Below are 18584 nucleotides of genomic sequence, written 5' to 3'. Positions count from 1 at the left end.
TTAAGTTTATCGCTTTCTCTTTTTCACCATAAAAATGGCTGCTGCAAAGGCAAAGAGGACTAATGCTCCAAAACCGGCAATTTCCCAAATGGACAAATTTTTGGTCAATGTTTGACTCTCGACGGCCGTTGCGGGGACCTCTTGAAGAAGAGCAGCATTCGTAAATACTTGGCGATTATTCGATTGGCTAGCTATAGTCGCCTGTTCATCCGAATCTCTTACGTAATCGAGCAGAACTTTGTCTAAATATGAATTGGACTCATCTACCCGGTCAAATACGAGCATTGCATATTTGCCATTGCCCCAAGGACTGGGCTGGATCCAACCTACGTTCTCCATTGCCTCTTGCAAAAAGCCGAACGACTGCAGATCGGGAGTGCCCCCATCATAAGGCATGATCAATTTGTCCGCTTTCCCCTTCAACAACGGCTGAATGTCCGGCCCCCCTACAAAAATCAGATGCCGATCCTTGATCTGTTCTGCCGTCACCTTTTCAGCAGTTGCCAAACTCCATGTCATCGGTTGGCTATAGACGAACAGTGCACGGTACAGATCGAGCAAAGATTGGTCCCATTCAGATCCGGAAGAAGGCAAAATGATCAATGTATCCTCCCCTTTGTCGATGAAAGGCGAAGGGAATGCCGCCAATGAAAAGCTACTCGTCTCCTTTTCTACGGGGAAAGTGAAATGACTGTCCTCCTCAATATAGATCCACCGATTCTGATCTGTCGCAATGCAAGGATTTTTTGTCTGCAAGCCATTGCCGACAAATTGTAAACTGATCATCCGTTTATCTTGAATGGCATTCGGCTCGACAGGAATCCGGACGGTATAACTTCCTTCTTTCTTCTCGACCAACTTCCGGATATTGACGGAATGCGGCACATCATTGACAAGAACAACAAGTTCCATATCCCGCTCGGTCATATCCGCTGCCTGTTCAATATCCCGCGCAGCAAGTGCAGTATGCTTGAGATGCAGTTCTAAGATCGGTGATTGGTCCTTCTCGCTGGCAAATGGAACGTAGTGGAAAAACTGTTGGCTCTCCCTGTTGTTCCGATCAAGCGTGAAACTGGTGATGCCAAACTTCTTGAGCGGAATGATCCGTTCATCAGAATCTGCCTTGCGCTCCGGCAATGTCTTGATCGTCATCTGTTTGCCAGATAACTGCTTGGTCAGGGTAGGATCGGTTAATACATCCAGCCGTTTATCGAAATCTTCGGGTGAAGAAGCAATAGCGAACAGCATATCTGCCTGCTGTTTCCTGTCCGTCAGCGTATGACGGGAAATGGTAACCGAATCCTTTTCGCTTGGTAAAGCAGCTTGTTGTAATAAATCCTTTAGAAGTGGACTTGTGAATTCGGAATGCGTCCCGATCACAATGAGATTTCCTGTTATTTGCTGGAGTTCCGATTCCCGGATAACCTGGTGCGCCTCCTCTTCATCTCCCTGTTCCGCGAGATAAGCTGCCAATTGGATACCGTTGTTTACCGTCTCCAACGACCCCTCCTCCGGTAAGACAATGAATGCCGGGCGATTCGCCGTACCGGTGAAATCATGCAAATAATCCGCCAACGAAAGTTCTTCATCGCTACGTTGGCCACTCAACTGCAAATAAGAGTCAATGCCGATGGTGAACCAGTTTCCCGGCGTCCCTTGTTCTACACAGACCCCTTCTTTAATGATTCCCGAAAAAGCGATAGACACTTGGTGAAATCCTTTCTCCAAAGCTTTTCCCGACAACGGGACCACTATCTTTCCGGCAAGTTCCTCGCCATTGAGCGGCTTGGACAGGACAGCCTCTTCATCAACATGGATTGTCACAGAAGATGGTGCGATCAATAATTCCGAATGGCTATAGTGCAAGACGAGTCGATGTTCCGTGTCTGCAGGAGCCGAGCGCATTTCATAATAAAATGTCGCTTCCTGTTCCGGCCCGGTCAATTCAATTGGGCGATTCGTCAATGGCTGTTTCAAAATGGTTGATGGATGGATATCCATTCCCACATCTTTCACTTGCAACTGCACGGCCGCCTGTACTTCGCCTTGCAATGGCAAGAAACCTACACACAAAACCGCAAATAGGCATACAAGCAATGCTTTAGTTGGTTTCATTATGTCCCTCCATTGTTTTTTTGGTAAATCGCTCTGTTTTATACCAACGCACTTCTTGGCGGAAAAGGATCCGCTTCATTTCCAAGAAGAGTGAGTGGACAACGAGGGCAATCCACATCTGCGAATACGTAAAATACATGAAAATCACATAAAAAAAGTTGGCGCGGTTCATCTCCGCCTTTTCAATGCTCAGCGTAATCATCACCTCTGCCAGAAACAGCAGGAAGGCAAGCCCCCATAACACCAATGCGACATTTCCGATATTCAAATGCAATTCGTAAAATAAATTGATAACGAAAAGCCCATTGGATAAAATGACACCGAAAAAGAATAGGAAATACGTAAAGAAAAAGTAAAACAAGTCAAAGATAATCCGTTTTCGTTTCAGCTTGAATAGTTGTCCGAGAAATTTCAGAACGACATATTGATTGCCCCGCGCCCATCTCGTCCGTTGCTTCCACCAGACGTTCAACGTTTCCGGCTCTTGCTCCCATGTAATAGCCGCGGGGAAAAAACGGATATGATGGCCCAAGTCGTAGACACGCACCGTCAACTCGGTATCTTCTGCAAGCGCTTTAACATCCCAGCCGCCAAGCTGCTCCATGACGCTGCGCCGGATGGCAAAGTTCGTACCCGGAATGGTGGCGACTTTGAACCACTTCCACCGTCCTCCTTGAGCCATCCATTGAAAACAGATCGTTTCGATATTGATGAAGCGGGTGAGCCAAGTCTGTTTGGCGTTGATCACCCGGAACTTCCCTACCATGGCGGCCGCCTTCGGATCATTGACGAGCCCCATCACCAAATACCAGACCGCCATCTTTTCCGGCGTGTTGTCCGCATCATATACAACGATGACGTCACTCTCCGATTGCTGCATTGCTTCATTTAACGCGGAAGATTTGCCAATTCCCCGGTTGGGAGGCTTCGTTTCAATGACTCGAATAAACGGATACTTTTCGGCGAAACTGTCTGCGATTTCCCCCGTCCGGTCCGATGAATTATCATTGATGACGATGACCTCCAATTTGTCCTTCGGATAATACAGACGTGACATTGCTTGGAGTGTCTGCCCGATGACAACTTCCTCGTTATGCGCGGGAATGAATACACTGACAGTCGGCAGATCCACCATCCGCTTTTCCCATGTCGGAATGACCCTTTCGAATGTCTTAAAATGCCGATACCCGCCCTGCATTAAAAACATATGGTACAGGAGCATGACCCAAATCAGGATGAGCGCCGCATAAAAAAGCCAGTTAGCCAATGAATTCCCTCTCCTCGAATAAACGTTTTTTCAACCGGATCCGCAAGTTCGTCACATACACGGCAAACATGGCAAGAAAAACAAGAACAATAACAGCAACGATCCAGAGTGCAAGATCGAATGGATTTTCATACATCCGATCAAGTAATTGGTCTTTTGCTGTAAGGGAAGACTCAATATGCCGCCCGCCAGTCCCCGTCTGCGTTATTGCCACCCGATCTGTCCGAACGAAATAATCCTCCTGCTGAAAATCGATCCATTCCATGTTCGGGATGGATTCCATTAGTTCGATCAGTTCGGGCAAATACGATAAGCCTAAATACGGATGATAAAATCCGCCTATAACAGAACCGGGAACTGTTTGTAGCCGTTTCACAGCGATTCCCATATCGTGAAGCGGGTTTGCCAACTCGGGATCGACATAGCCGATCGTTTCGGGGTAGAGCGTCATTCCCGCCAAAATAGCCGGCTTTCCAATGAACAACGGACTATCCATGACACTCCAATTAGAATCGCTTAATTGAATCTGACCAAAAATGGAGGAAAAGTAGCCGGAAGTGATCTTGTACCCATTAGAGCTCATCGTGTAATGGGGCGCTTCAAAAGCGACCGGATATAAACCGAGAGCGGTAAGCGTCTCAATCGACTTTTTATGTTTCCTTTCGATATACCTGATCTCTACCTGATTCATCATTTGTTTATAAGTCTCGTATTGTTCAGCAGAGGTAAAAGAATCGACCGTTTTCAGTTTTGGCGGTAGCTCATCCATCCGCTCTGTCGTAATCGGCTGATTGAGCTCCACGTCCCAAAATTCGAACCCTTCCCCGGTTTCATCGGATCGGTAGGAGTGGGTATACCCATGTGCAATGACCATCCCGCCTCGATCCTGCAATCTTTTTAGCACTTCGACGAGCGGTTTGTTTCGGGCCAACGAAATCTGTTCACCGGTTTCGCTATTGACATAGACTGGAATGATTGCCATGAAAAAAGGAATGCCTCGATCAGCTAGATACATCCCCGTTTCCTCGACGAGCTTCGCGTCCGAAATCGGAGAAATGTCTTCCAACCGGATGTAGGCGGGATGGCTGTCCGGCTCCGTTCTGTCGAGCAGCTCATAAAGGGAACGGGACAGGGCATATTTCTCTTCCGTACCGAATGAGGTAGTTGCGATATAGGACAACTTTCCTTTATTCGAAATGAAGGGCAGTTTCTTCCCCGACGCCCTCCCTTCCGACAAAACAGTTGCATCCGCAGGCGGTATTGCTTGGAGAACCGATTTGACAACCCGTAACGGATTTCCATCCAAACTTCGTATATATTCCTCCCCAGCGATATGCCAATCTTGGAAAGGTGTTAACTGCTCCGCATTGTATCCGAACGCAAGCAGCCGCCCTTGAAAATTATTGATGGCATGCCGCACCCACTCCGGAACATCGCCTTTGTAGTCCCCGACAAACACAACGACATCATACTGGCCTATTCCTTTTTCGGGCCCTTCGGCAGAATACAGATCAATCTGATTGGTAAAACCGGCAAGTGTCGCTTCGATAAAAAATATGTTGGAGTTCGGCTTCCCATCATCCGTCATATAAAGTAACGCGATTTCAGGCACCTTTTCCTCCGCGAACACAACGGATGCGGCAATGAGAAGTTGTGCAAAAAGTAAAACTGCACTGATTCCCCACCAACGTTTACAATTCACGTGCCACCATCTCACTTTCCACTTGTGAAACTAGAATCGCATGGTCCGTCGTTTTCGCATGTCCGTTATAAACGGCGTGACCTGCCCGAAACGATAACGTGATGTATTTTTCATTCAGCAATTGATGGTGCTTAATGGCGGAGGCCAATTTATCATAGACCGTCTCAATCGAGGCATCATTCGTATGGGTAAGCAATAGCGCAAAACGGTCGGTTGCATAACGGAATTTACGGTCAGTGGACCGGATGATAGTCTGCATAGTATCCGCCAGGGAATGGAGCAGGTGCTTCTGCTCCTTTTCACCATATAACTTGATAAATTCATTAAAAAAATCAATTTGGATCAAAACAAGGGTGAAGGCACCTCCATACCGGTCAATGCGCTTCATTTCCGCCTCCAACTCTATGGCCATCCGGTATTTATTATCAAATCCGGTCTCCGGATCGACCGCCACGAATTGGCGAAGTTCCTCCTGCAATTGTCTTGTCAGCCTGCCTTGCCCTGCAACTCTTTCATGGAGCTGTCCTGCCAGTAGGACAAATAATAGAAGGGAAAAACCGTAGCCCAATAAATGCGATAACGGCATCGATAGTGTTTCAACCGACAATGAACTGCTTGGCAATGCCATGTAAACCAAAATTGAGCCAATGATGAAAATGAACAGTACACTGCTAAACAGTCCTACCAAAGGGCCCGCCACTAGCGAGAGAACGACGAACCCAGTCAAAAAGGCACTCATTAAAAGCCCGGTCCGTCCTTCTTGCAACAGTAGAAATAGAGTAATCTGCATACCTAGCAACAACAGAGCAAACAAGATAAGGGGTCTGATTTCCACATCAAAATGCTTCTTCATCGATTCCTTTCCTTTCCGCCAAAAGTGCAAGCAAATTATCAAAAGTATGAGTGTCCTTCGAATAAATGTCAGTGTATCCCCCGTAGTAGGGAAGCTTTTCATTAGCCTGCTGTAATGTTTTCATCTGATTGAAAAGCTGTTTGGCGAAATCTTGTTCCTCGATTTCCAAACACATAAGAATCGCAAGAGCGTAAACAGCTGCCGCTTCATAAGGGACAGTCGCTTCTCCGGTGTCGCGGTTATACCGCCCATACAATTTTCCATCCCCCTTTGCAAAAGCGGTCTTCGTAAAATCAAGAAGCGGTGTAACGTCCCCCTGCCATTGAGCCCGGTGGTATCCTACGTAAAACTGGTCTATTAAATTGATTTCGGTATCGTAGGAATAGGATTGCGTTTTAACATGATAAGTTTTCGGAAAAAATCCCAGTGGCGAAACCGGGGCTTCCAGGAGCACTTGCTTCGTCATGTCGTATGTCTGATCCGGCAGCGAAAGTTGCTGAAGCCGGTCAAATCCAGCTGGAATGATATAACTTAACGTAATATTTTCACCTTTGTACTTGCTCTCCAAATCTACATGATCGACTAATAGATCGTCGTTCATTTGATAACGGATGAGCGACTTCCCCATTTTGGCCGCCAATTTTAGATAAGCTCCCTGATGCCACTTTTCACCCGCCTCATACAAGGCATTGATAATGCGCAAGTCATCGATGAACGCGTTCGCAGGCGCTTTCGAAGTACCTTGCAGTTCCCATGTGACCAAATGATCTTTCGTAAGAAAATACGTTTCCAATGCCTCCACTTGCTGATCAAATAGCGCAACATCATTTTTCGCTACTAAATAATCCATCCATAAGCCGACCGTTTCGGATAGATAAACATCTTGCTGGTCCAATAAATCCGTCTGCATACGCCCATCTTCCCGAAGTAAATAATTTTGGATAAAGTGCTCCGCCAGCAACGGTTCTTTTGCTATCTCCTTCTTTTTTTCATCGTCGGAAAAAATGGTGGTGCTTGTTGCAACGCCAAGTAGGAGAACGACGACTAATAGTCCAAGTGTTTTCTTTTTCATCTTTTTCCTCTTTCCACTTATGGCTCCCGCAGTCCTTTCATTGGTTTTGAATACATTCGGATGCAGGTTCCTCCCTCCCGCTTGGCCGCAAACATGGCCGAATCGGCAAATTTCAATAACTCCGCAATGTCAGCGCTATGATCAGGAAAAATGCTTCCCCCCAAACTTACACTCATGTCCAAGCAATGCTCGCCTACCCGGAAAGGACGGGCGAATATCGTCTGGATTGCCTCGGAAAAATCGAGTAAATCATCATCGAATTCAATCAGGATGACAAATTCATCCCCACCAAAATGAAACACCCGATTCATTGTCGATGGATGATGTTGAAATCGATGTGCCACTTCCTGTAGCAAAAGATCACCAACTGAATGGCCATGCGCATCGTTGATCTTCTTGAAATGGTTCACATCCACATAAAAAACCGCCAACTTCGAGCGCTGGCGTCTCGCCCTTTCCAGATAAGAGGCACAAGATAGATGGAACATTCGGCGATTCGGCAAATTCGTCAGATCATGATGACATGCAAGATGTCGCCATTTTTCCATTGCTTTCCGATCCGAAACATTTTGAAGGACGATTAAATAGTTTGCCAAAGGGCCCGTGCTTTGTTCGAAGGGAATGATCGTTGCGTTCACCCAGATGAATTCCCCATGCTTTGTACGGAGACAAAGATCCCCGATCCATTGTTCCCCCTGTCCAAGAGTGGTCAAAAGCTCTTGCCAAAAGCTGTCAGCGTGATAACCTGAATTCAGAAACCAAAGTTTCCGCAATTCGGTAGAAGTATATTGAAAAAGCTGAACGAATTTGTCATTCACTTCTATTACATTTCCAGACGGATCCATTACCATCACCATGAAAGAAGACGACAACGCGGTTTTAATGGTATGGAATACATGTTGGCCGTCATCTGTCCCCGTTTTCTCACGGACCTTCAACGGAAATCGACTTACCATTTAGCTTCCCCTTCCCCGTATTCACTGTTTTTGATTTGCTTCATTATAAAGAACGGCGCTTATACATCTCTTACATTATTGAAAAAGCAGGCCGTTTATATTAGGCCTAACGAACTGTTTATGAGTAAATAAAAAAGAACAACCGGTCCTCTTTCAAGAACTGGTTGTCCACCTGTAGTTTTTTATTTTGGAATTTGAAAGGATACGGACGTGCCTTCATCGGTCTGGCTGCAAATGTTCAATCCATTTCCATTCAGCCTTGTCAGGCGACGGTGAGTGTTCACGATGCCAATTCCTCTTCTCGAGCCCGCGGAAGCCTGCAGGATTTCTTTCAATTTTTCCTGCTCCATGCCTACCCCATTGTCAATGATGGCAATTTCAGAATAGGTTTCATGATCTTTGATTCGAATCCGAATCGTCCCTCCTTCCACCCGTTGGAGGACACCATGCCGAACAGCGTTTTCAACAATTGGCTGGATGGAAAACGGTGGTATCTGAAAATCCACTCCATCCTCAATCTCCCACTCAATTTGCAAACGTTCGCCGAACCGTTCTTGTTCAATAAACAAATACGACCTTGTCAAATCCAACTCATCTTGCAACGGGATAAGAGCTTGCGTACTATGAACACCAAAGCTTCTTCGCAAATAATTCCCGAATTCATGAAGGAGCGTGACCATCCGCTCTATATCTGTTTCAGCAAGGGAAGCAATCGTATTCAACGTGTTGAATAGAAAATGAGGTTGAATTTGCGCTTGCAGCCAAGCCCCTTCCATCCGAAGCTGCTCTTGGATGGATTTCTTCAGATCAGTCAATGCTCTCACTCGGGATTTTAATTCCAAAGCATCCATCGGTTTTGAAAGATAATCATTTGCGCCTGAATGGAAACCTGTATAGACATCTTGAAGTTGGTTCCGTGCCGTGAGCAGTAAGACAGGCAGCTCCGAAAGGGTAAACCGCTCACGAATCTTTTGTGTTAACTCATATCCCGACATATTCGGCATCATTACGTCGGAAATGACCAAGTCCCATGCGTCCGTTTTCAAGAGCATCAACGCCTTTTCTCCACTTGTCGAAGTGGCTACTTCATACTCCGCAGTCAACATCGTTTGTAAGATTTGCAGATTCAGCGGATCATCATCCACTAGTAGGATCTTCGCTATCTTCTCTTCCCGCTTGAAGTCATTTCCAACAGGATGGAAAGCCTCAATGTTTTCCATTCCATCGTTCTGTTTTTCAAGCAGTGCGGAAGTCGGCATCTCCAGATCTCTTTTAATTTCTTCTGCGACAGAAGCGGCCATCTCCAGATCTCTTTCGATTTCTTCCGCGACGGAAACAGCTAACGGTAGAGTGAATGAAAAAACAGATCCCTTGCCCGGTGTTGATTGTACAGAGATTCTTCCGCCATGCAGCTCTACCAATTGCTTGCAAATCGGCAGTCCCAAGCCGATGCCGCCCATGGATGCTACCGTGGGGGCTCCTTGTTCATATGCTTGGAAAATCTTTTTCCGTGTCTCCTCCTCCATTCCGACCCCGGTGTCTGCAACTTGAATGGTAGCTACCCCATTTTTATAAGTAGCGTCGATTGACACAGATCCTTCATTTGTAAATTTCACTGCATTATGCAAAAGATTAAATAGAATCTGGATAAGCCGGCTTTCATCCGCCAGGACACGAGGAAAGTCAGCGGGGATGTCTAAATGAAACCGAAGTTTCTTCCCTTCTGTCATATAACGGATCATATCGATGACACCTGAAGTGACTGCATGGATATTTACACTCTCCCGATGTAACTGGATATGCTGTTCTTGCAAACGGGTAATATCCAGCAAGTCATTCAACAATAATGTCATTCTGTGGCCAATCCGGACGAGCAATTCCAAACTGGCTCGATTTTTTGCCGTTAAAGGCGCTTCCTTATCATCCAAGATCGTCTGCGCTATATTGATGACACCATGAAGCGGGTTTCGCAGCTCATGGGATGTATTCGCCAGAAAATCATCTTTCATCTTATCCGCTTGCTGAAGCTCTTTGGTCTGTTCTTCGTTTAAGTGGACCAGATGGAAATGTCGCCTGAATAGAATAGCCGTAATAGCAAAAACAGGGATGATAAAATCAAATGGATAGTAAGGAATATCCACTAGCCCCGCGTTGATGGCAATGCCCCAGACCGCATTTGACAGATAACTCGTCAGCATAAGCAATAAAAAGACAGCATCGGAATAGCCATTTCTCAAAATCTTTATTGTTTGCACAAAAAAAGTCGAAAAAGAAAGTAGATAAAAGACAATCACGATCGGCCCCGAGAACAAAATAAATTGTTCCAAGGGGACAAAGAGCACACCCACTACTAATAGAATATAAAGCAGAAACAGCAATCGCATAAATCGTATTTTTATTTGAAATAGGTTTTCAAGTACTTTAAGGACGACCAATAGGATACTTATAAATAGAAACAATAGCAACTTTTGCGTCATCGCGATAGAAAGAGGTAGTTGTACCAGAACGTTATCATCTATGGAATTAGAAATTATATTTAACGCAAGTAGAAGGCTATAATAAAAGAATTCTTTCCGGTATTTCCCTTTCCCGAAAAAGAAGATGTACGCAGCATATAGAATATGCAACAGATAAATCACATTAACAATGATCTGAAGGGTTACGGAATCGGTCGTTTCTTTCAGAATCGCAGTCTCTGTTCCAATATGAACGGTACCGGTAAGCCCCCCTTGGAAAGGTATTTCATAATTGGACACTTGGATGAGAAGGTCCACTTCATTGTTTTCATTATGAAATAAGATAGAAAAAGGCCCCCGCTCTGTTCCACTTGTACTGGGCCTTTCCGTTGGGGAGTTCCACTCTTTCAGCAATGCATCGTCCACATAAACTTTTGCAGCCGTTGTAATATTTTTCATCCGGATGCCATACAACCGATCTTCCTCGGGAAGAAGGATTTTCAGACGATATGTACCGTAGCCATAAGGTTGCATACCATTATCCGAAATGGCGACCCGCCAATCGCCGGGAACTCTTATATATTCCTCCGTTCCACTTCCTTTTGAATCAGGCCCAAGAAACTCATGCGGATAAAACTCCCACTCACCATCCAGTGTAATCGTTTGATGGTCGGTGAAAGTCCATTCACTTAAATCAATGACCCCTTTTTCCGCTTCGGGATGAACGGGGATTTGATGGTACATCACCCATCCAATCCGGAAACTAGTTAAAATCAATATGTATATACTGATGATGAAAAAAATCTTTCTCACAGATATCGGCTTATTCACAATCGTCACCTATTTCATCCCTTTACGTAAAAACCAATCTCTCCTATACTGGAATTATATTGAGAAGGAAATAAATTCCACAAGTGAAGAAAGACGGATAGGAGGCTAGAGAGTTCATAGCCCGCACAGTTGTAGCGATTTTTTTATCCTATCAAACAGCTCTTATAGAACTCTTACATTTAGGACAACCAAACAACCAGCCCGGGAGCGGACTGGTTGCTTGGTTTTCATTCATTTACTGTTTAATACTCAATGTTTTCCTACGGAGCATCCAAAGACCCGCTAAGATCAATGTCAAGCCAGCCGCCATCGGAACGATTGGGTAAGCTTCCCCTGTTTGAGGCAAGATCTTTCCATTCGTTGGTGTTTTCGAATCAATTTGATTGCTTGATTCACCCAGTTTGTTCGGATTACCTAGTTTGCCGGATTCACCCGGTTTGTTTGGGTCAACTGGTTTGCCGGACTCGCCTGGTTTGTTCGGGTCTCCTGGCTTGCCGGATTCACCTGGTTTGTTCGGATCGCCCGGTTTACCAGACTCGCCTGGTTTGTTCGGATCGCCTGGTTTACCAGATTCACCTGGTTTGTTTGGATCGTCCGGTTTACCGGATTCACCTGGTTTGTTTGGATCGCCCGGTTTACCGGATTCACCTGGTTTGTTCGGATCGCCTGGGTTACCGGATTCACCTGGTTTGTTCGGGTCGCCTGGTTTACCAGATTCACCCGGTTTGTTCGGATCGCCTGGTTTGCCAGATTCACCTGGTTTGTTCGGATCTCCTGGTTTGCCGGATTCACCTGGTTTGTTCGGGTCAACTGGTGTTGTTGGTGGTGTACCACCGCCGCCTCCGCCTCCGCCGCCAGATCCGCCACCATTTCCTGGGTTGGATTCTAGCGTTACAGTTGCAGAACAATTCTCCGTTACGTTGAAGTGACCATCAACATCATTATTGACAGTTACCACATAACTGCCCTGCGGAAGCAGTGTTGTGAATGTTACATTTCCTTCGTTATCCGTCACGCCTGTCACAATGACGTTGCCGATCAAATCTTTCACCACAACGTTCGCGAATGGTCTGTCGGTGATGGTGAGTGTAAAGTCTTCACACACCTTTGGCAATACGTCAATAATGGCTTGGCATTTGCCTTCTTCGTAGGACACAAGTACGGAACCGACTGCTTTGTCGTTTTCATCATATACGGTATATGTGCCTGCTGGCAGATCCGCTTTGGCAAAAACAATCTTACCGTTTGTATCCGTTGTACCTCTGGCGATTTCTGTGTCACCGGATTTCAAGACGACTTCTTTTCCGGCTTCCACTAGTTCGCCGTTTTCTTTCACCGTGACAGTGAAATCTTCACATACGGGTGCTGGGGTCAACGTGATCGTTTCTTCACAAGAATCTGCTACCGTCACTTTGCCGACTTTCTCGCCGTCTACGTATGCGTCGTACTCACCGTTTAGCAATTGGTCTTTCGGGAAGACGACCTTTCCGTTTTTGTCGGTTGTGCCTGTTACAATTTCTTCATCGCCTAATTTCAAGACGACTTCTTTACCAGCTTCCACTGGATTGCCGTCTTCTTTCACGGTTACGGTGAAGTCATTACATGCCGGCACTTTAGGCAGATCAATCTCGTCCGCACATGAATCAGAGACCGTCACGTCGCCGACTTTCTCACCATTGACGTATGCATCATATTGACCGTCCTGCAATTGGTTTTTCTGAATTGTGATCTTGCCGTTCGCATCTGTTGTGCCTTTTGCGATTTCCGTTTCACCGGATTTCAATACGACTTCGATACCTGCGCCTGTTAGTTCACCGTTTTCATACACAGTGAGTGTGAAATCTATGCATGTTGCTGGTGGTGGGGTTGGGGTTGGGATTGGTCTTGGTTTAACGATAGCTGAACATGTATCTTTTACCGTAAATGAATTGATCAAGGAAGACCCCTCATATACTCGGTACGTGCCCTGCTTTAATTTAGAAGCAATCGCCAGTTGCCCATTTGCGTCCGTTGTATCCGTCACAATGATATCCCCTGCTGCATCTTTCACGGTAACCTGAACATTCGGACGAGCATTGCCATTTCTATTTTGAATTGTTAACGTGAAGTCTTCACATGTAGGAGCGCCTTGCACTTCGGCTTGGCAGTCCACTAGATAACTTACTTCAATTTGACCAATCAACAACTCGCCTTCAAATACATTGTATTTGCCTGCTGGTAATTCTTTTGATGGAATTGTAATTTCGCCATCAACATTTGTTGGTGCTGTTTTGATGGAATTTCCAGCAATGTCTTTCACCGTTACGGAGACATTCGAGCGAACATCGCCGTTCTCGTCTTTCACTATAAGCGTGAAATCCGTACATGCTGGTGCTGGCTGTACATCTGCTGTACAGTCAATATTGACAGCAAATTCATCGAATGGCGTAGCTGAATTGCCTTCGAATACATCGTACTCACCTGCCGGCAAAGGTCCGGTCGTCGTGACTTTTCCGTCACCATCCGTTGTGAGTGTCTCAATGACATTTCCGTCTTTATCCTTGATTGTAATTTCAACACCTGCTTCACGAGATTTTCCATCCACGTCTCTTACGGTCAATGTGAATGTTTCGCAAGTCGGTGCTTCTGTTACAGTAGCTGCACAAGGATCGTTTTTATACGTAATCGTTACATCACCAAGATATTGTTTCCCTTCATACACTTTATACTCGCCTGTTTGCGTGGTATCTGAAGGTACGGTGAATTTACCGTTTGCGTCTGTTGTCGCTGTAATCTCCGGTGCTGTTGCATCTGTTTTGTGCTTCAATGTCACAGTTACATTTGGACGTGCGATATTGTCCTTGTCTTCAATTGTGATGGTGAATTCATCACAAGATGGTGTCGGGGCGATTTCATCTTTACAGTCGCCATCATACGTTACAGCTATGTCACCAAGTATCACTTCAGTGCCACCATCGTCTGTTGTGACTGTATATTTTCCTGCCTTAACATTAGCAGGAAGCAATGTAATTTCCCCGGCACCATTTGTCACTGTACTGTGTATGTCACCTGTTGCGTTGTTTGTTACTGTTACTGTTTTACCTGCTACCGGATTTCTATCCACGTCTTTGATGGTTAGTGTAAATTCTGTACATACATTTACACCAGTCTTCCAGTTTTCAACTTCAACGATTTGTTTACCAACGTGCGGACCGCCTGTTGCAATTGAATCGCGGTGTAAAGTAAAATCGATGTCGCCTGGATTCTCATAGCCAGCAACGGTTGTTTCTTTCAGCGTATACTTGCCTTCTGTCAACTTCATGCCAAGATCGAAAATGCCATTCGCATCCGTTTTCTTAGAAATCAACGGAACGCCCGGTTGGAACTCACTATACAAAGTGAATTCAACACCTTCCATCGCTTCACCCGTTGCCCCATCTGTTTTGACAACAACAAATGGCACTTTAACAGTTTTTCCGGCATTTCCATATCTAAAGTTGCTGATAGAGAATTCATTGGAAGCTTGAGTTCCATCCTCGCTAACATAATTGACTTGAACCACGTTAGTAACAGTGGAGTCGTTATCCCCCATGTAAATTGTTTCATATTCAATATAGTACGCACTATCACCGTCCGGTAATTTTAACGTAAACGTACCTTCTTGAATATCGACATTCAACTCATACTCATTGCCAGATAGCAAAGTATTCTGTTTTGTTGCATTAAAACCAGCACTATCAGACTTTCCGCTTAACTCTACTTTATACACTTTAAATGAATCAGCCTTAATCAACTGATTCGGGTTGCCGTCGCCATCGTCGCCATCTTTACCGACTGTGTCTGTAATAACAATGTTTTTAAGATTTGACTGGGCGTAGTTAAATTCGAAGTTCCACTTAATGCCAGCGGTCTGATTGATTTGACTACCCTTTTTCTTGATTAGTTTGTCAGTGTAATTGATGCCGACAGTTTTTGTCCAAGAAGCATTTGGAGTGGTTCCATCCTTCAACGTTGCGTTGTTTGTAATTTGGACTTTTCCCGTTGTTTCTGGGAATACATCGTCTGTATCATAGGATTCATATGTCACCTTATATGGGCCTGTGATCTTCCCTAATGAAAATGCAATTTTGTTAGGTTCAGTTGCTGTATTCGTCACCGAAACTTCATTGCCCGGTTTGAATGTCCCATTAGGATTCAATGTTCCATCCAATACTTTGATGCTATCAACATCAACCGTTTGTGTGTCGGGAAGAACATCTTCAAAGATTGCATCTTCTAATGTATTGAGGTTGAAGTTCAGTTCAACTTCCCATTCGAACTTTTTCGTTTCGTAATTGTATTTACCGTCTTTTTTACCGTTTGCTGTTTGTTCTGGGGTAACAGAATGCTCAGCGGAATCTGATGGAGCAACCGGTAAACCAGAGTCCATAATTGTAACACTATTATGGAACTTTCGATCATTCATACCAACGTCCCGAATGTCATAGCCTGTTGTGTACTTTATGACAACCTGACCATTCGTTCCGTCTAGTAATGTAATATCGAAGCCGACTTTACCATTATTCGTTAATGTGTAACCTGTGCCTCGAGACAGAGGCACACCATCCACAGTTACGACCAATGTATCCTCATCTAACGTCATGTTTTTACTCATAAATGTATCTGTAAATTTCGTGTTTGCAGCTAAATCGTAGCCTGCTTGGTTTGCCGTAATCGTCCAGTCCATTGTTTTGGCTTCATAGTTCGGTGAATCATTCGCTGATTTGTTTAACATGAAACTAGTTTTGTTATACGTTACAGATGGACTTTTAGATATATTACTATCTTCACGTACAACAGTGTTCGTTACTGTCATGTCACTAGTAATGAAACTGCCATCAGTCGGCTTCGTTTTGTACGTAATTGTGTAAGCATCTGTTACTTCACTATTAAATTGAAGCCCAAAACCTTGAGCAGTTGATGTCAACGTATAATTATTTACAATGTCACCATTTCCATCTCTCACTTCAAAAGATTCATCCACCATTTTTTGTTCCACAGTACCAGTACTGCTTCCACCCGATGTCGACCACGTATCCGTCAACTTCGCATTCGGTTGTGAAATCGTACGTTTGTTATAGTTATATTCAATTGTCCACGTTGTTTCTAAATTGGCGGAGTTTAAGGAACCCTTTTTATTTAACGGCGTTCCGTAATTAACAGTTGCAGATCTAGTTGGGGCAGGCGTATCATTATACGTTGCATCATTCAGGTACGTAACGGACTCATTATTCCCTGGGTCATCCGGAATCGTGTGGTACGTAATTTCATACGCTTTCACACCGTCCAAGCTAATAGTCATTTCAGTGTCTGAAGTAAAATTTGGTGAAACCCCTGTCGCAGGAATCCTACTTAAAACAGCACCGTCCGGTTTCATCGTAAGTTCAGTAATTGTTGCGGTGTTTTGATCAAACGTATGTCCACCGGTGAGTGTATCTTTGAATTCCACTGTTCCCGACGCTTTTAAATCTGTATTTACTGTAACTTTCCACTCGATATGTTCACTGTTCTGATTGCCAGGATAAGGAGTTCCATTATCCTTAGTAATCGCAGAGCCATTTAGCGGTGTGAAATTAAGTGCGATATTCGCCCGACCCGGTAAATCAATTGTTTCATTAATATTGTCTCCTGTGTTATTGAATGTTGCTTCAATAAAAAAATGTGCTCCTGGTTCAAATCCAGTACCATTTAGTCCATCGTGAATATTACTGTTAAATGTAATCGTAATGACATTATCTGATTTCTCGATTTCCCCAAGATCCCCAAATGTAGTTCCTTGCGGAAATGTAATATCTGTGAAAATCCCTGGTAAAGTGTATGTCAGTGTCGACCCCGGACCATAATTATGGCCTGCCGCCAGTTCTAAGTTAAATTTAAATTCCGCTTTTTGACCGTTTTGGACAGTCACTGGTCCAGTGCCTGTTACAGGCTGACCACCGACAGTAAATTCTGTACTTGTAATGACGGAATCCGGCATTATACCAGCCGCCGGAACATTAGGTGGTTCATCTTCTGTTGGAGGAGTTGGTATATCTTCCCCTTCTACCGGAGAATCCGGTGCACCTTCACCTGCTGCCGGGGCATCACTATCATCCCCGTCGTTGTCCCCCGGCTCTTTCGGTGGAGAAGTTGAATCGTCTGGTGATGTACCGCCATCACCTTCTTCATTGTTGGTATTATCGCCGGGTTGGCCCTCCTCCTCGGTTGACCCTAAATTGTCGTCCGAGCCGTCTGTGTCGCTATTTCCAGATTCCTCCGCAGGTTGGCCAGATTCATCAGTTGTAGTTTCTTTAGTAGTAGATTCTTCTTGCCGCTCCCCTGCATCAGGCAATTCATCCGCCCAAACCATCCCAACCGGTCCAAGCACTGTCTGCCCTAACAAAAGCAGCGTGAGCATCATTATATTCAACCATTTCTTCAAAACTCTCATTCCTCTCCTTTCTCTCATATGTCCTGTATAAAGTGGGTTGCCCTCTGATTTTTTCGAATAAGATTGTCCCCCTCTTTTTTCTAGATTTATTTATATAAAAAATATATAAATACCTAAATCAATGTTCTGCCACGTCCTGCAATTCCGCTTGTACAATCAGCCGATTGGGCGAGTGGCGTTTGCCGAGTGGCGTGCAGGTGACGAGGGTGAGAAGCGGTTTTTCCGCGTCATTCAATACAGATATATCCGATTGGTGGACGACGAATGTGTCGATCACTGTGTAGCGGAGTGTTTCTTCCGTGGTGTCGACGGTGATTTCGTCTCCTTCCCGCAATTCCCCGAGCCGGTTGAACAGCTGGCCTTTCAGAACGGAACGGTGGCCTGCTAGTCCGATGTTATGCCGATCGAATTGTTTTTTCGGTTCAATCATGCCAGCCCCTTTGTCCAGGTCCGTTTCGGAAGCGCCGTCGAAGATGATCATTTCCAGATCGATGCCGGGGATTTTCAACAATCCTCGTGCGCCGTCCAGCATGGAGCTTCGGCCATCGTCGGGAGCTGTCGGTTCTTGGGAGGGCAATGCCGGATCCATTTCCACTGCCATGTCCGCTTGTCCCATTTCCCCTAGCTGTTCAAATGTCGCAAGGAGTTGTTGTTGCTGGCGGTCGAAAGCAATCTTTTTGAGTAACGGGTAGCTGACGAGCAGTAGCCCGGCCAACAAAAATAGCCATCCTATCCATCTGCGCAACATGCCACCTCCTTTGCATAGAACCCCAAGTCTCTATTAGTGTAATGAACACTTCTTACAAATCTCTTAAACAAAAAAGTTAAGCGAATGGACCCAGGAATTGGACTTTGGTTCCAGTCATTAACTCCCTCTAAAACAA

9 protein-coding genes are annotated in these 18584 nt (G+C 45.1%); all 9 read right to left on the bottom strand.

Annotated features, from left to right (window positions below):
• Positions 1-6: 6 nt before the first annotated feature.
• On the bottom strand, positions 7-2115 hold the full coding sequence (locus OXB_RS05855; RefSeq protein ID WP_041072622.1) for a cellulose biosynthesis cyclic di-GMP-binding regulatory protein BcsB: 2109 nt from the start codon (positions 2113-2115) through the stop codon (positions 7-9).
• A complete protein-coding gene (locus OXB_RS05850; RefSeq protein WP_041072621.1) occupies positions 2102-3382 on the bottom strand; it encodes a glycosyltransferase family 2 protein in 1281 nt (426 codons plus the stop codon). Before OXB_RS05850 ends, OXB_RS05855 begins: the two co-directional genes overlap by 14 nt.
• The gene (locus tag OXB_RS05845; RefSeq protein ID WP_052483885.1) at positions 3375-5084 is read right to left on the bottom strand and encodes a DUF2334 domain-containing protein; all 1710 of its coding nucleotides are present in this window, start codon (positions 5082-5084) and stop codon (positions 3375-3377) included. The genes OXB_RS05850 and OXB_RS05845 overlap by 8 nt, the downstream gene beginning before the upstream one ends.
• The gene (locus tag OXB_RS05840; RefSeq protein ID WP_041072620.1) at positions 5074-5937 is read right to left on the bottom strand and encodes a GGDEF domain-containing protein; all 864 of its coding nucleotides are present in this window, start codon (positions 5935-5937) and stop codon (positions 5074-5076) included. Before OXB_RS05840 ends, OXB_RS05845 begins: the two co-directional genes overlap by 11 nt.
• Positions 5921-7009, bottom strand: a complete 1089-nt coding sequence (locus OXB_RS18630; protein WP_041072619.1) for a glycosyl hydrolase family 8 — start codon at positions 7007-7009, stop codon at positions 5921-5923. Before OXB_RS18630 ends, OXB_RS05840 begins: the two co-directional genes overlap by 17 nt.
• Before the next feature lie 17 nt (positions 7010-7026).
• On the bottom strand, positions 7027-7965 hold the full coding sequence (locus OXB_RS05830) for a sensor domain-containing diguanylate cyclase (protein ID WP_041072618.1): 939 nt from the start codon (positions 7963-7965) through the stop codon (positions 7027-7029).
• A 182-nt stretch (positions 7966-8147) separates the two neighbouring features.
• The gene (locus OXB_RS05825) at positions 8148-11261 is read right to left on the bottom strand and encodes a hybrid sensor histidine kinase/response regulator (protein ID WP_084212395.1); all 3114 of its coding nucleotides are present in this window, start codon (positions 11259-11261) and stop codon (positions 8148-8150) included.
• Positions 11262-11487: 226 nt separating this feature from the next.
• The gene (locus OXB_RS05820) at positions 11488-17691 is read right to left on the bottom strand and encodes a collagen binding domain-containing protein (protein ID WP_158333651.1); all 6204 of its coding nucleotides are present in this window, start codon (positions 17689-17691) and stop codon (positions 11488-11490) included.
• Positions 17692-17818: 127 nt separating this feature from the next.
• The gene (locus tag OXB_RS05815) at positions 17819-18445 is read right to left on the bottom strand and encodes a class D sortase (RefSeq protein ID WP_052483884.1); all 627 of its coding nucleotides are present in this window, start codon (positions 18443-18445) and stop codon (positions 17819-17821) included.
• Positions 18446-18584 lie beyond the last annotated feature (139 nt).

The organism is Bacillus sp. OxB-1, from assembly GCF_000829195.1.
Classification (GTDB): Bacteria; Bacillota; Bacilli; order Bacillales_A; family Planococcaceae; genus Sporosarcina.
Note: the sequence above shows the minus strand (reverse complement) of the source record. Positions and strands in the feature narration are given on the sequence as shown.